Raw genomic sequence first — 14315 nt, forward strand, 5'->3', positions numbered from 1 at the left:
GCAGTGTGAGCAATTGAGCAAAAAGATCTGTTCAGCCTTGGGCGGGTTGGGCGACGAAGGCCTCTGTCCGGACGATGCGCAGCCCGGTGATCGTTGCGCCTGCCAGCAGTGCCAGGCCAAACACCGCCAGCGCCACGTCGGCGCCGAAATGGTCGGCCAGCCATCCAGTCACCACGACCGGGATACTGAACCCCACATAGGCAAACAGGAAGAATCCCGCGCTGCCCCGGGCTTTTTGCGCACCGGCCATGGCGGTGATCGCCGACAGTCCACCCAGGTACAAAAAGCCGTAGCACGCACTGCTGGCACCCAGCGCACCGAGCAACACGGCGGCCAGCGAACCCTGGCTCGCGCCCCAGGCGAGCAGCGCGTAGCTCAACGGCAAGACCAACAGCCCCAATCCCGTGGCCCTGGCCGGTTGCATGCGTTTCACCCAGGGCTGGAAGATCAGCCCACAACTGATGACGGTAAAGGTCGACAGGCCTGACCAACGCTGCAAGTCATGGGCGGCAAGCACCGATGGCAGGATGGCGATCACTAGCCCCGACGTCGCCCAGGCCAGCAGCATGGAAAAACTGTAGGGCAGGCTGCCGGCTGGGAACAACGGCAGGCGCAACATCGCTGCGTGCTTGAGCCTGGGGGCGGGGTCCGGCAGCCGCGCAACCACGATGATCGCCAGGGCGGCCAGCACTAACTGCAACCAGAAGCTGCCCGGCGTGACGCTGTGATGGAGGAACAGGAAGAGACTGGTCAACGCCGCGCCAAGGCCAAAACCCAGGGAGGTGCTGGCCGTGACCCGATTGGCCGGTGACCTGGCATCGCACGTCGGCATCAGTTCCACCATGTAGGCGGTGGACGTCGCCGAAGCCAAGCCGGTGCCGACGCCCATCATCAGGCGCGCCACGCCCAGTGCGATCAGGTTCGGCCAGATCACCGTGATCACCGTCGCCAGCATCGACAGGCAGAGCGCCGTCACGATCAAGGGTTTGCGGCCCACCCGGTCGGCCAGTCCGCCGAACGCCAGCAGCACTGGCAACACGCCCAGCACATAACCGGAAAATGCCACCGCCGTGGCGCCCGCGCCGTAACCCGAAAGCTGCGCATAGGTGGTATACAGCGGCGCCTGGAGGTTGACCGCGAGGGTGATCAGGCAAAGACCGAACGCCAATCCCCATGAGTGTCGTTGCTGTGTGTCCAAGAGGGGTTCCTTGAGGGTGTGGAGTCTGGATGGACTATCCCGGTGGGGCCGAGAGCAAACAAGGAACAGACGTGGGGCTTTTATGGTTAACTGTTCGCCGGAAATGTGAGAACACTTAGTCGAGAACCGCTGCCATGGACCTGAACATCGATCGCAACGCCACGGGTTCGTTGGTCCGGCAACTGGTTGCCAGTCTGACGGAGTGGATAAACACCCATGGCATCCGCCCAGGCGCTCGCCTGCCGTCGATCCGCCAACTGGCGACGGAAAACGGCTTGAGCCTGTCGAGCGTGATCAAGGCGTACGACCAACTGGTCGCCAGCGGTGTCTTGGAGTCCCGGCATGGTTCGGGATTTTTCGTGGCCCAGCAGATGCCCGTGGCTTCGGCGCCGGACATCGACGACGCGGTTGGCTGGCGGTTGTTCGATAACGAATCAACGCAACTCAAGCTAGGGTGTGGCTGGCTGCCGGACGCGTGGCGCGACGACACGGATCTGGGCCAGGCGATCCGCCAGGTGGTGCGCAGCGACAATCAGGCGCTGTTCAACTACAGCACGCCGCTGGGTTCGGCTCAGCTGCGCCTGCACATCCAGAAGCGCCTGGGGCTGATCGACATTCACGTCGATCCGCAGCAGATCCTCACCACCCAGGGCGCGAGCCACGGCCTGGACCTGTTGGTACGCACGCTCCTCAAGCCTGACGACCTGGTGCTGGTGGAAAGCCCCGGTTACTACAACCTGTTCAACCTGCTGAAGCTGCACGGGGTCAAGACCCTGGCGGTGCCCAGGACAGCCCAAGGCCCGGATATCGCTAGCCTGGAAAGGTTGCTCGACATACACAAGCCGGCGTATTTCTTCATCAACAGCATGTACCAGAATCCCACCGGCACCAGCCTGGCGCCGAGCGTGGCGTACCGCTTGCTGCAATTGGCGACGCTGCATGATTTCCGGCTGATCGAGGATGACATCTATGCGGATTTCCAGAACGGCCCGACGTCGCGCCTGGCATCCCTCGATGCCTTGGACCGGGTGATCTACCTGGCGAGTTTTTCCAAGACTTTGTCCAGTTCATTGCGCATCGGCTACGTCGTCGCGCAGCCCGAAGTCATCAAGCGCCTGGCTGAAGTCAAGATGGTGACCGGCATCGGCTGTTCATTGCTGGCGGAAAACGTCGTGGCTACGCTGCTGGCCAACGGCGCCTACCGCAAGCTGCTCCAGCGCTTGCGCGTGCGCTTGAACAAGCAGATGGCGAGCACGTTGCGCCTGCTTGATCCGGCTCACTGGGAAGTGTTTGCCGAGCCGAGTGGCGGTCTCTTCGTGTGGGCTCGGCCCCGGCATGTGCCGGGCGAACGGGTGCGGCAAATCGCCGGCCAGTTGCAAATCCAACTGTCCCCGGGCTCGACATTCCTGCCGGAGGGGGAGGCGTGTGACTGGCTGCGGCTCAACGTCGCGTTTACCCAGGACGTGCGGGCCCAGGCTTTTTTCAGGCAGATAGGGCAAGAGTCCGCAGTTGGAACGGAGGTGCTAATGGGAATGGATATCAAATAGGAATGAGTTGTTGTATCTTTCGCGACACATTCTTGTCGGTCCTTGCAGGGGCCGGCGTTCTCTCGTCAGGATTGTGTGTCGATGCGTCGGATACTCGTTTCATTGTGTGTGCTCCAGGCTTATTCCATTTCCACATGGGCTGAAGAACCCGGCACGGCGGCCAGGGCGCCGCTGGAGTTGCAAGCCACCGATATCGTCGGTACCTCGGATTTCGAGACTGCGCAGGGCCCTGTGAAGGGTTATCACGCGACCCGTTCGGCCAGCGCCACGCGTACCGACACCGCGATCCATGAAACCCCGCAGTCCATTTCGGTCGTGTCCCGCGACGTCGTTGAAGACCTCAGCGCCACGCGCCTGCAAGATGCCCTCGATTATGCCGGCGGCGTCGGCCGGGGCAACAATTTCGGCGGCCAGGGCCTGACCACGTTTACCGTGCGCGGCTTTACCACGGGGGAGTTCTACCGCAACGGTTTCCCGATCAACCGGGGTTACCCGAACATGCCGGATGCCAACACCATCGAGCGCCTGGAAGTGCTGCGCGGCCCGGCCTCCATGCTTTATGGCCGTGGCGACCCGGGCGGCACGTTCAACGTGGTGTCCAAGCAACCGTTGGCCGAGCGCACGGTGACGTTGGGCAGCCAGGTCAGCGACCAGGGCATGCGTCGCGGCACCCTGGATACCTCGGGCCCGCTGGATGAAGAAGGTCGCCTGGCGTATCGCCTGAATGTGGTGGGCGAGGGCGGCGATACGTTCCGCGATCACGTCGAGACCGAGCGTTATGGTGTTGCCCCCGTCGTCACCTGGCAGGTCAACGACACCACGCGCCTGACGTTCGAAGGCGATTTCATGCGCAACAATGCGCCGCTGGACCGTGGCCTGACCCATTACGCCGGCCAGCGCGGCACCGCGTCGCGGGATACGTTCTTCGGTGAAAAGGACGCCGGCAAGCTGCACAACGACAACAACATGCTGCAGGTGCGTTTCGAACACATGCTCAACGACGACTGGACCCTGGCCGGTGGCACCCAGTGGCTCGACGGCACCTTGCAGGGCAACGCGGTGGAAGGCAACGGCATCGCCGCCGATGGACGCACCCTGGGCCGCAACTTCAACTACCGCAAGCTGGAGTGGACCGACCGTGACACCCAGCTCAACCTCACCGGGCATTTTTCCACGGGAGGGTTCGAACATACGCTGCTGACCGGCGTTGAATACGAGGACTACCACTACGACTCCATCATCCGGCGTTCTGCCGCCGGCTCCGGTGCCTACCCGATCGACATCTTCGATCCGGTGTATGGCCAGGCACGCCCGGCATTGACCCGTACGCCGACCGATGACCAGGAAAACCTCAAGACCTTCGGCGTGTTCGTCCAGGATCAGGTGGCGCTGACCGAACGGCTGAAGGTGCTGGCGGGCGCTCGGTTCGAGCGGTTCGAGCATGAATATGAGAGCTTTGTCCCCCAGGCTCGCCCCGGCAGCCGCAACTGGGACGTTACCGACAACGCCGTCACCCCGCGCCTGGGTGTGATCTACGACCTGACCGACACGGTGGCCGTCTATGCCAACACTGCGCGCTCGTTCAAACCCAACAACGGCGCTAGCCGCGAGGGTGGCGGATTCAAGCCGGAAGAAGGCAAGTCCTATGAAATGGGCGTCAAGTGGGAAGCGCTGGATCGCCAGTTGAGCGTCGATGCGGCGGTCTACCAGATCGAAAAACGCAACGTGCTGACCCCCGATCCGCTGGACCCGACCTTCAACGTCGCCGCTGGCGAAGTGCGCAGCCGTGGTTTCGACTTGAATGTGGCGGGCAACCTGACGCCGGAGTGGCGCGTCATCGGTGGCTACGCCTATGTGGACGCCGAAGTGACCAAGGACGCCAACATCCCCACCGGGACTCGTTTGCTCAACGTGCCCAGGAACAGCTTCAGCCTGTTGAACGTCTATGAATTCCAGGACGGTGGTTTGAAAGGGCTAGGCCTGGGACTGGGCGCCAAATATGTCGATGAGCGGGCCGGCAACACGGCGGCGACGACCTTCACCATGGATGACTACACCGTCGTCGACCTGCTCGGCTACTACAAGGTCAACGAGCGCATCCGCCTCAACCTCGACTTGAAGAACCTGTTCGACGCCGATTACGAAGAAGGCGCGTTTGGTGGCGTCTACGCCTACCCGGGCGCACCGAGGACGGTGCAGGCGGGCATCTCCTACACGCTGTAGATTCAAGGCTCCATGAAAAACCCCGAAGGTCCTGCCTTCGGGGTTTTGTTTTTTTACCACTTGCCGGTGCTCATCCCGCCGTCCACCGGCAGGACCGCGCCCGTCGTGAAGTCGGCGCCCGCCAGGTACAACACGGCTTCGGCGATCTCGTCGATGGTGCCCACCCGGCCGGCCGGGGCCAGGTTGTTGAGGAAGTCACGGTGCGCCGGGTCATGCATCGGCGTGTCGATGATACCGGGCGCCACGGCGTTGACCTTGATGTTGAACGGTGACAATTCCAGCGCCAGGGCGCGGGTCATCTGGTTGACGCCGCCCTTGATCAGCACGGGCAGCGCGGCCGGCACCTGGATGTTCGGTTGCAAGGCCACCGAGGCGGAGATGTTGATGATGAAACCTTGCTGGCGGCTGATCATGTGCGCGGCAGCGGCCTGGCTGGCGTAGACGAGGCCCTTGAGGTTGGTGTCGAGCAACGATTCCAGGTCCTGGGGGCTGTATTCGATGAAGGGTTTGGGCAGGAAGAAACCGGCGTTATTGACCAGCCCATCCACCGCGCCGAACGCCTCGATGGCTTTGCCGACAAGGGCGGGGGACGTTGCTGGATCGGCAATGTCACCGGCCACGCCGACGAAACTGGCCGGATGACCGAGCTGGCGGGCCGCATCGTCCAGGCCGGACTGGGAGCGGGCATTGCCCACCACGTTATAACCGCGGGCCAGGAAAGCCTTGACCAGGCCAAGGCCGATACCGCTGGAAGCGCCGGTGATGATGACGGTTTTCTGATTGCTCATGAGGTTGACTCCTGATCACGTTGAGGGGGAACCGCTGCGCCTGTCTGGGCGTTGGTTGTGATCAGGTTATTGATGCGCTTGGGTTTGATAAATGGGGGGTCTGGTACTTGAGTTGATACTTGGTGTAATCAATCAATCGAACCTGCGCTACACCCTGTGGGAGCGAGCTTGCTCGCGATAGCGGCGGGTCAGCCAGCCCACATGTGATTGATCTAATGCCATCGCGAGCAAGCTCGCTCCCACAGGGATAGCGAGTCGGCAGGCAGAAAAAAGCCCGGTCATTCGTACCGGGCTCGATAAGGTGAAGCCTTATTCCTTGGGTTTACTTCGATACTCAGTCGTCGTCATGCCCGCATACCCCCAGTTATCCGTGTCGACTTCCTCGATCACGATATGGGTCAGGTGCGGGTCCTTGCCCAGCACGCGCTGCAGGGTTTCGGTGATCTCGGAAATGACCTGGGCTTTCTGCTCGCGGGTGACGCCGTCGCGGGTGATACGAACATTGACGAAAGGCATGCTGCACTCCAGTGGGTGAATTTGCGCAGGAAAAGCCCGCGCAATCGAGGACTACTGTATTTATACGCCACGGCCTGATAAACAGGCATCGGGAATCTTCAGTTGATACGCGGTGTAATGAATCATGAAGCGTCACTTCGAAGACTTGCAGTTAGGCAGTATCGAACTGTTTTGCCTGGCGGCCGAGGCGGGCAGTTTCACGGCGGCAGCCCAGGTGGCGGGCGTCACTCCTGCGGCGGTGAGCCGTTCGATCTTTCGCCTGGAGGAACGCCTGGGGTCGCGGCTGTTTGTGCGCACCACCCGCAGCATCCGGTTGACTGATGCTGGCCGGACCTTTTTCGAGCAATGCCGCCAGGCGTTGACGCAACTGGTCGAAGCCCAGCAGGAAGTCATGGGCGCGCAATCGGTGCCGTCCGGCCAACTGCGCATCAGCGTGCCCACGACCTACGGCCATCACCGGATCCTGCCGTTGCTGCCAGCATTTCGCGCGCTTTATCCGCAGGTCAGCGTGGACGTTCACCTGAGCAACCGTAATATCGATTTCGTTGCCGAGGGCTATGACCTGGCGATTCGGGTGAGGGCCCAGCCGGATTCCTCGATGATCGCCCGTTTGCTGGAAGACGCGAAACTGGCGGTGGTCGCGTCCCCGGATTACCTGCGCAGGGTCGGCACGCCGCAAACGCTAGAAGACCTGGACCTGCACGAGTGCATCCAGTTCGAACTGCCCAGCAGCGGTCGTCGTATCTCCTGGTTGTTCAATGTCGAGGGCAAGGAGAAGGAAGTGTTCGGGCAGGGCGGGTATTGCTGCTCCGACGATGTGCTGGGCGGGGTGACGCTGGCCAAGCATGGCGCCGGGCTGTTCCAGACCTACCGATTTATCGTTGAACAGGAGTTGGCGGACGGGCGATTGGTGGAAGTGCTGGCGCCGCTCGCAGGGCGCTCACGGCCGTTCACGCTGCTGTATCCCCATGGCCGGTACGTGCCGCAGCGGGTGCGGGCGTTTGTGGATTTCCTGTTGGAACACCGACAGCAGTGGGCGGCGGAGTGAAGTGACGGCCCGCCTCACCAGATTCCCGTGGCGAGGGAGCTTGCTCCCGCTGGGCTGCAAAGCGGCCCCAAGATTTTGCGGTTGCTGCGCAACCGAGCGGGAGCAAGCTCCCTCGCCACAGAGGTCTATGTCCGACTGTTAGAACCGAAACGCCTGCCGACCAATCAGCAGCCACTTGCCATTCTTCTGCTTCTGCCAGATCTGGAAGTTCTCGATTTCGGTCGGGACCACTTCGGTGCCCTTGAGCGCCTGGGCGGAGAAGTGGTTGCGAACCATGGCTACGTCGCCTGAGACGGTGATTTTCTGATTCTGCATTTCAAGGGTCTTGAATGCGCTCTTGCCGGTCTCGATGTCGGCGATGAAGGCTTTTTTATCCTGGATGTTGCCGCTGGAGTGGCCGTAGGTCAGGTTCTCGGCGGCCAAGGCCTGGAGCTGGGGGATGTCCTTGTGCAGCATGGCCTGGGTCAGGTGGTCGACAGCTTCGGCCACTTCCTTCTCAGCCGATGCGGGCGCGGCGGCTACGTAGCCGCTGAACAGGCAAACGAAACCGATCAGCAATGATGCTTTTTTCATGGGTCTTTCCTTGTTTTTGTAAGTATCAGGAGTTCGAGCACCTAGGCTCGTCGGTCATCGTACAACTTGTAGTGATGCGCGGGAATAGCCAAGTGGAAGCGGGGCACAAATTTGATAGAGAAGATTGCGGTCAGGTGTCCTGAACGCGCCCAGCCGTTATCATTTCGCCGACTGTGCGCTGTTTGGACGCGGACGAAATCGAAACGGAAGGAATCAGAATGGCCCCGACACTTTTAGACCGCTATCGCGGATGCCTGCTGGGCTTGGCATGTGGCGACGCCGTTGGCACGACTGTTGAGTTCAAGCCACGAAATACCTTTCCACCGGCAACCGACATGGTCGGTGGCGGTCCTTTCAATCTCCAGCCTGGCAAATGGACCGATGACACCTCCATGGCGTTGTGTCTGGCGGAAAGTCTGCTGCAAAAGCGTGGTTTTGATGCGGCTGACCAGATGGGGCGATACCTCAACTGGTGGCATTGGGGTTACCTGAGTTCGACGGGCGCGTGCTTTGACATCGGCATGACCGTTCGCGACGCACTGGAGCACTATCAGATCCATCGCGATCCATTTGCGGGCGACACCGATCCTCAAACGGCTGGTAATGGCTCGCTCATGCGCCTGGCACCGGTTGTGCTGTTCTTTTATCCGGATCGCAACCGTATCCGCGAATTCGCCGCGCTGAGTTCGCGTACCACTCATGGGGCGGCAGAGGCGGTGGAGTGTTGCCAAGTGCTGGCGGACGTCATCGGCAACGCATTGAGCGGTGATTCAAAGACGGATGTGTTGCGAGTGTCGTCCGAACAACTGACCGAGGCCAAGGTGATTGCGCTCGCTCAAGGGGCGTATCAGGGAAAGGCTCGCAGTGAAGTGTCAGGCACTGGCTACTCGGTCGCTTCCCTGGAAGCGGCATTGTGGTGCTTTTACCACACGGACAGTTTCGCTGAGGCAGTGCTGGCAGCGACGAACCTGGGCGACGACGCGGATACCACCGCAGCCATCGTCGGGCAGTTGGCCGGGGCTTTTTATGGAATACAGGCTATTCCCTCCGATTGGTTGCAGAAGCTGTGGATGCGACAGGAGATTGAAACTATGGCCGATGCGCTTCACCTCAAGGCTTGAGCTTCATTTCGAGTCCATGGGCCTGGTGCGGAGTCAGCCGGTAGCGCAAGCACCTGGCTCCGCTTTCACATTCCTTCCCGAACCGCCCCGCGAATCCCCTCCAGCAACATCGTAAACGCCGGATTGTCATTGTCCTCCCGCCACACCAGGTGCAACTCGCTCTGCACCCCTTCACCTAAATCGATCTCACGAAACACCACCTGCTTGAACATCACGCTAGTCGCGCAACGCGGCACCAGCGCCAGGCCCATGCCGGCGTTGACCAGCGCCAGGATGGTCAGCGAGGAGCCGAGCCATTGCACGAACTGCGGGGCGACCCGGGCCGAGCGGAGCATGCCGGTGAGCAGTTCGTTGAAGGGCGGGTAGGCGGAATGGGAGTACATCAGGAACGGCTGTCCATCCAGGTCCTGCACGCTGACGGACTCGGCGTTGGCCAGCGGATGACCTGCTGGCACGGCCAGGACAAACGGTTCGCGCACCAGGCATTCGGTGGCGTAGCCGGTTTCCAGCAGGGGGGAGCGGACGATGCCCAGGTCGATGCGCCGGGCGCGCAGGGCTTCGTGTTGCTGGTAGGTGTTCATCTCCGACAGGACGATTTTTACCTGCGGTTGCTTGAGCCGCGCCTCGGCGATGACCTTGGGCAGGAATTCATACACCGCGCTGCCGACGAAGCTGATGGTGACCGAGCCGATGTCGCCCTGGGCGAAACGCTTGGCGGCCACGGCGGCCTGCTGCGCCTGTTGCAGCAGGTTCTGCGCCTCGATGAAAAACGCCCGCCCGGCGGCAGTGAGCGCGACGCTGCGGGTACTGCGGGTGAACAGTTCGACACCCAGGTGATGCTCCAGCAATTGGATCTGCCGGCTCAAGGGTGGCTGGGTCATGTTCAGGCGTTCGGCGGCGCGCCGGAAGTTGAGTTCCGTCGCTACGGTGGTGAAGCAGCGCAGTTGGGCCAATTCAAACATTGATTCAATTCCGGTATCAATCAAGTGCCAAGTTAGATTAGACGGGAACAATCGGCGGCGTCCATCATCGGGCAGTTCCTTACAAACAATCCCCACAAAAACAAGATCAGGAGGCCCGCTGTGAATCACGTACCGGACTCGACCCTGGCCCTCGCGGCGGCCAAGGTCAAACGTCACGTCCTGCCGTTGGTGGTGGTGATGTTCATCGTCAACTACATCGACCGCGTCAACATCGGCTTCGTCCGCAGCCACCTGGAGACCGACCTGGGTATCGGCGCCGCCGCCTATGGCCTGGGTGCCGGGTTGTTCTTCGTCGGCTACGCGCTATTCGAAGTACCGTCGAACATGCTCCTGCAGCGCTACGGCGCCCGGGCCTGGCTGACCCGCATCATGTTCACCTGGGGCGCGGCCGCGATGGCCATGGCGTTCGTGCGGGGTGAAACCAGTTTCTACGTGCTGCGCTTCATCCTTGGCGCGGCGGAGGCGGGATTCTTTCCCGGCGTCATCTACTACTTCACCCAATGGTTGCCGGCCAGCGAGCGCGGCAAGGCGATGGCGATTTTCCTCAGCGGTTCGGCCATTGCCTCGGTGATCTCCGGGCCGGTGACCGGCGCCTTGTTGAACGTCAGCGGGCTGGGCCTGCATGGCTGGCAATGGATGTTCCTGATTGAAGGCGGCGCGTCCATTGTGTTGTGCGGGTTCGTCTGGTACTGGCTGCAATCGCATCCCAGCCAGGCCAAGTGGCTGACAGCGGAAGAGAAAACCGTACTGATCGCGACCATCGCCGAAGAGCAGCGAGCGCGCGAAGCCGCACAGGTGGTCAAGCCCTCGATGTTCAAATTGCTGGCCGACCGCCAGATCGCGTTGTTCTGCTTCATCTACTTCTCTATCGCCCTGACCATTTATGGCGCCACGTTCTGGCTGCCGAGCATGATCAAGAAGATGGGCAACCTGGGGGATTTCCAGGTCGGCTTGCTCAATTCCATTCCGTGGATCATCTCCATCGTTGCGATGTATGGCTTCGCGGCCTTGGCGAGCAAATGGAAATTCCAGCAGGCCTGGGTCGCGGTGACGTTGGTGATCGCCGCGTTCGGCATGTTCATTTCCACCACGGGCGGGCCGATCTTCGCCTTCGTCGCCATCTGTTTCGCAGCGATCGGTTTCAAGGCCGCATCGGCACTGTTCTGGCCGATCCCCCAAGGCTACCTCGACGCCCGCATCGCGGCGGCGGTGATCGCCCTGATCAATTCCATCGGCAACCTCGGCGGTTTCGTCGCGCCGACGGCCTTCGGGTTCCTGGAGCAGACCACCGGTTCCATCGAGGGCGGCTTGTATGGGTTGGCGATCACCTCCTTGGTCGCCGCTGTCGTGATCTTTTTTGCCCGCACCCAACCGGGGCGCGGCACACCGGATTCACCTTCCGGCCTGCCGGAAAAAAAACCAACCTTGAACCCTGGCCCATCGGGAGCCGCTGCATGAAAATCAAACGCGTCACCGTGACCCCCATCGCTTTCCGCGACCCACCTCTGCTCAACGCCAGCGGCATTCATGAGCCTTTTGCGCTGCGTTCGATCATCGAGATCGAAAGCGACAACGGCTACATCGGCCTCGGCGAGAGCTACGGCGATGCGCCGGCCCTGGCGATCCAGCAGCAGGTCCAGGACCAATTGATCGGCATGGATCCGTTCAACCTCAACCAATTGCGGGCCATCGTCCAGGCCACCGTTGCGGCCCATAAACCGGCCAGCGTTGCCGGGGCGGAATTGGCGCCGGGTTCCCATGCGAGCAAAGCCGTCAGCAATGCCTATTCGGCGTTCGAGGTGGCCTGCCTGGACCTGCAAGCGCATTACCTGAACGTGCCGCTGGTGGATCTGCTGGGTGGTGCGATTCGCGACGAGGTGCCGTTCAGTGCCTATTTGTTTTTCAAGTACGCCGAGCACATCGATTCACCTTACCCGGCGGACAGTTGGGGCGAGGCGCTGAACGAGCAGCAGATCGTTGCCCAGGCGCGGCGGATGATCGAGGAATACGGGTTCAAGAGCATCAAGCTCAAGGCCGGCGCCCTGGAGCCGGAGCATGAAGTCGCCTGCATCAAGGCGCTGAAACAGGCGTTCCCCGGGCTGCCGCTGCGCATCGACCCCAACGGCAACTGGTCGCTGGAGACGTCGATCCGCATGGCCGAGTTGTTGGGAGACGACTTGCAATACTACGAAGACCCGACACCTGGCCTGGAAGGCATGGCCGAGCTGCACAAGCGCACGGGCCTGCCACTGGCGACCAACATGGTGGTCACCGATTTCGACGAGTTCCGCCGCAGCGTGGCCCAGGACAGCGTGCAGATTGTCCTGGCCGATCATCATTATTGGGGCGGGCTGCGGGACACCCAGGTGCTGGCGAAGATGTGCGACACCTTTGGCCTGGGGGTGTCGATGCATTCCAATTCGCACTTGGGCATCAGCCTCATGGCCATGGCCCACGTGGCGGCCTCGGTGCCGAACCTGGATTACGCCTGCGACACCCATTATCCGTGGCAGGAACCGGATGAAGAGGTGATCAAGGGCGGCAAGCTGCCGTTTGTCGACGGCTGCGTGAAGATCACCCGGGCGCCGGGCCTGGGGCTGGAGCTGGACCGGGATCAGTTGGGCAAGCTGCATGAGCAGTTTCTCAGCTGCGGCATTCGCCAGCGCGATGACGTGCGACAGATGCGGCGCTATAAGCCGGATTGGAAGACCGTCAAGCCGAGGTTCTGACCCGAAGGCGAGGGGGCCTGCTGCGCAGGCCAGCGGGAGCAAGCTCCCTCGCCACAAAAGCCGAGTACGACTTCGTTCCCGAATACGAGGTGATCCCGTGGAGAGGGAGCTTGCTCCCGCTGGGCTGCGCAGCAGCCCTAAACCAGACGACTCGGTACCACTGCCCAACGAGTTGATCCTACCCACCCACCCACCGGCCCACACCCAAAGTACCGCGCCCTGCGGCATCGGGGTCTTACGCCAAAACTGCCGCGCCGGCCCTGCGCTGCCAAAGCAGCCGCCAATCACCTCCAAGGCAGCGTATGACGTGCCCTGGCGCCTTTCGATAATCGCCTCCGACATCCCGTCCCCTGTTGCGGAGCGCGCCATGCACAACAATAAAAATACCTGCCTGCGTTTTTTGCCTGCGGTCATCGCCGGCCTCTCGACCCTCGGCTCGATGCCCTGGGCCCACGCCGAAATCATGCTGTACGACAAGGATCAGACGACCTTTTCCACCGACGGCTACATCAACGCCTTCTACGTCAACAGCGACGTGGACCGCGCCGGGGACCAGTTCGACCGGCGTCAGGCGCGGGTCAAGATGGGTTTCTTGCCCAACTACCTGGGCTTCAACATGGGCAAGCAGGTCGATGACCTGAAGCTCGGCGCCCGGGCGTCGTTCTGGGTCACCATCAACGACAGTGAAACCAACGGCACCGACACCGCCATCGATGTTCGGCAGTTCTACGGCACCGTCGCCAACCCGGAGTGGGGCGAGGTGCTGATCGGCAAGGACTTTGGCCTGTTCGCCCGTTCCAACATCCTGCTTGACGAGCTGCTCGCCGGTTACGGCCAGGTCAGCGACACCCTGGGCCTGGTGGACGGTGGCGGCGTGTCGTTCGGCAATATCGGCAGCGGTTATCCGTACCCGTTCCCGACGTCGCAGATCACCTACCGCACCCCAGTGATGGACGGGCTGCGCGTGGCGGTGGGCATCATGGACCCGGTGGACACCAACGACAGCAGCGCCACCGGCAAGGCCTACCAGGAAAACCCGCGCACCGAGAGCGAGATCACCTACCAGTTCGACTTGGCCGGGGCAAAGATCTACAGCTGGCTCAACGGCAGCTACCAGACCTCCGACAACACTGACTCCAACGTCGAGTCGGTGACGTCCAAAGGCCTGGGTTATGGCGTGCAGGCGAAGATGGGCGGGCTGTCGCTCACCGGTTCCGGGTTCCAGGCCAAGGGCATCAACCCGTTCTTCACCAACAATGCCGGCGAAGCCACCTTGCGCAATGTCGACAGCAAGGGCTACTTGCTGCAGGGCTCCTACAAACTGGGCAAGAATCGCCTGGCGCTGTCCTACGGCAAGACCGATGACGACGGCAACGGCGTGGTCGGTAGCGGCGCCGACTACGAGACGCGCGGTATCGCGTTGTTCCATGACGTCAATGACAACCTCAAGCTCGTGGCCGAATACAACCAGTTCGAAATCAACGGCCATGACACCAGCGCGCAGAATGAAGACACCGACACCTTTGCGGTGGGGGCGGTGTTGACCTGGTAACGATTACTGCCCGCAAGAGAACTTGTTCCCGCCGGGC

12 protein-coding genes are annotated in these 14315 nt (G+C 61.7%); 7 read left to right on the forward strand and 5 right to left on the reverse strand.

Going from position 1 to position 14315, the window contains the following annotated elements:
• Positions 1–31: 31 nt before the first annotated feature.
• Positions 32–1198: an MFS transporter gene (locus OC610_RS09860; protein WP_264427631.1), complete on the reverse strand. Its 1167-nt coding sequence runs from the start codon at positions 1196–1198 to the stop codon at positions 32–34.
• A 134-nt stretch (positions 1199–1332) separates the two neighbouring features.
• On the opposite strand from OC610_RS09860, the gene OC610_RS09865 reads away from it, so the two are divergent.
• On the forward strand, positions 1333–2745 hold the full coding sequence (locus OC610_RS09865) for an aminotransferase-like domain-containing protein (protein WP_264427632.1): 1413 nt from the start codon (positions 1333–1335) through the stop codon (positions 2743–2745).
• Positions 2746–2826: 81 nt separating this feature from the next.
• Positions 2827–4968, forward strand: coding sequence for a TonB-dependent siderophore receptor (locus tag OC610_RS09870; protein WP_264427633.1), 2142 nt, complete (start codon positions 2827–2829; stop codon positions 4966–4968).
• A 53-nt stretch (positions 4969–5021) separates the two neighbouring features.
• Here OC610_RS09870 and OC610_RS09875 read toward each other — a convergent pair whose 3' ends face one another.
• Both OC610_RS09875 and OC610_RS09880 read right to left on the reverse strand, forming a co-directional pair.
• Positions 5022–5756, reverse strand: a complete 735-nt coding sequence (locus OC610_RS09875; RefSeq protein ID WP_264427634.1) for an SDR family NAD(P)-dependent oxidoreductase — start codon at positions 5754–5756, stop codon at positions 5022–5024.
• 309 nt (positions 5757–6065) lie between these two features.
• The gene (locus OC610_RS09880) at positions 6066–6272 is read right to left on the reverse strand and encodes a tautomerase family protein (RefSeq protein ID WP_030140737.1); all 207 of its coding nucleotides are present in this window, start codon (positions 6270–6272) and stop codon (positions 6066–6068) included.
• A 124-nt stretch (positions 6273–6396) separates the two neighbouring features.
• Between OC610_RS09880 and OC610_RS09885 the strand changes: the two genes are divergently transcribed.
• Positions 6397–7320, forward strand: coding sequence for a LysR family transcriptional regulator (locus OC610_RS09885; protein ID WP_264427635.1), 924 nt, complete (start codon positions 6397–6399; stop codon positions 7318–7320).
• 138 nt (positions 7321–7458) lie between these two features.
• Here the strand turns inward: OC610_RS09885 and OC610_RS09890 are convergent, their stop codons facing one another.
• Complete coding sequence (locus tag OC610_RS09890) at positions 7459–7893, reverse strand: nuclear transport factor 2 family protein (protein WP_030140739.1); 435 nt, start codon at positions 7891–7893, stop codon at positions 7459–7461.
• Positions 7894–8111: 218 nt separating this feature from the next.
• Here OC610_RS09890 and OC610_RS09895 point away from each other — a divergent pair, with 218 nt between their 5' ends.
• Positions 8112–9014 (forward strand): ADP-ribosylglycohydrolase family protein, encoded by a 903-nt coding sequence (locus OC610_RS09895; RefSeq protein ID WP_264427636.1) that lies wholly within the window; start codon positions 8112–8114, stop codon positions 9012–9014.
• Positions 9015–9079: 65 nt separating this feature from the next.
• On the opposite strand, the gene OC610_RS09900 is transcribed toward OC610_RS09895, so the two are convergent.
• On the reverse strand, positions 9080–9976 hold the full coding sequence (locus OC610_RS09900) for a LysR substrate-binding domain-containing protein (protein WP_264427637.1): 897 nt from the start codon (positions 9974–9976) through the stop codon (positions 9080–9082).
• A gap of 120 nt (positions 9977–10096) precedes the next feature.
• Here OC610_RS09900 and OC610_RS09905 point away from each other — a divergent pair, with 120 nt between their 5' ends.
• The 3 genes from OC610_RS09905 (at position 10097) to OC610_RS09915 (ending at position 14278) form a co-directional block, all read left to right on the forward strand.
• Complete coding sequence (locus OC610_RS09905) at positions 10097–11455, forward strand: MFS transporter (protein WP_264427638.1); 1359 nt, start codon at positions 10097–10099, stop codon at positions 11453–11455.
• Positions 11452–12726, forward strand: coding sequence for a glucarate dehydratase family protein (locus OC610_RS09910; RefSeq protein WP_198796450.1), 1275 nt, complete (start codon positions 11452–11454; stop codon positions 12724–12726). Before OC610_RS09905 ends, OC610_RS09910 begins: the two co-directional genes overlap by 4 nt.
• Before the next feature lie 367 nt (positions 12727–13093).
• Positions 13094–14278: a porin gene (locus tag OC610_RS09915; protein WP_264427639.1), complete on the forward strand. Its 1185-nt coding sequence runs from the start codon at positions 13094–13096 to the stop codon at positions 14276–14278.
• The last annotated feature ends 37 nt before the right edge of the window (positions 14279–14315 follow it).

The organism is Pseudomonas agronomica, assembly GCF_025917275.1.
Lineage (GTDB): Bacteria > Pseudomonadota > Gammaproteobacteria > Pseudomonadales > Pseudomonadaceae > Aquipseudomonas > Aquipseudomonas agronomica.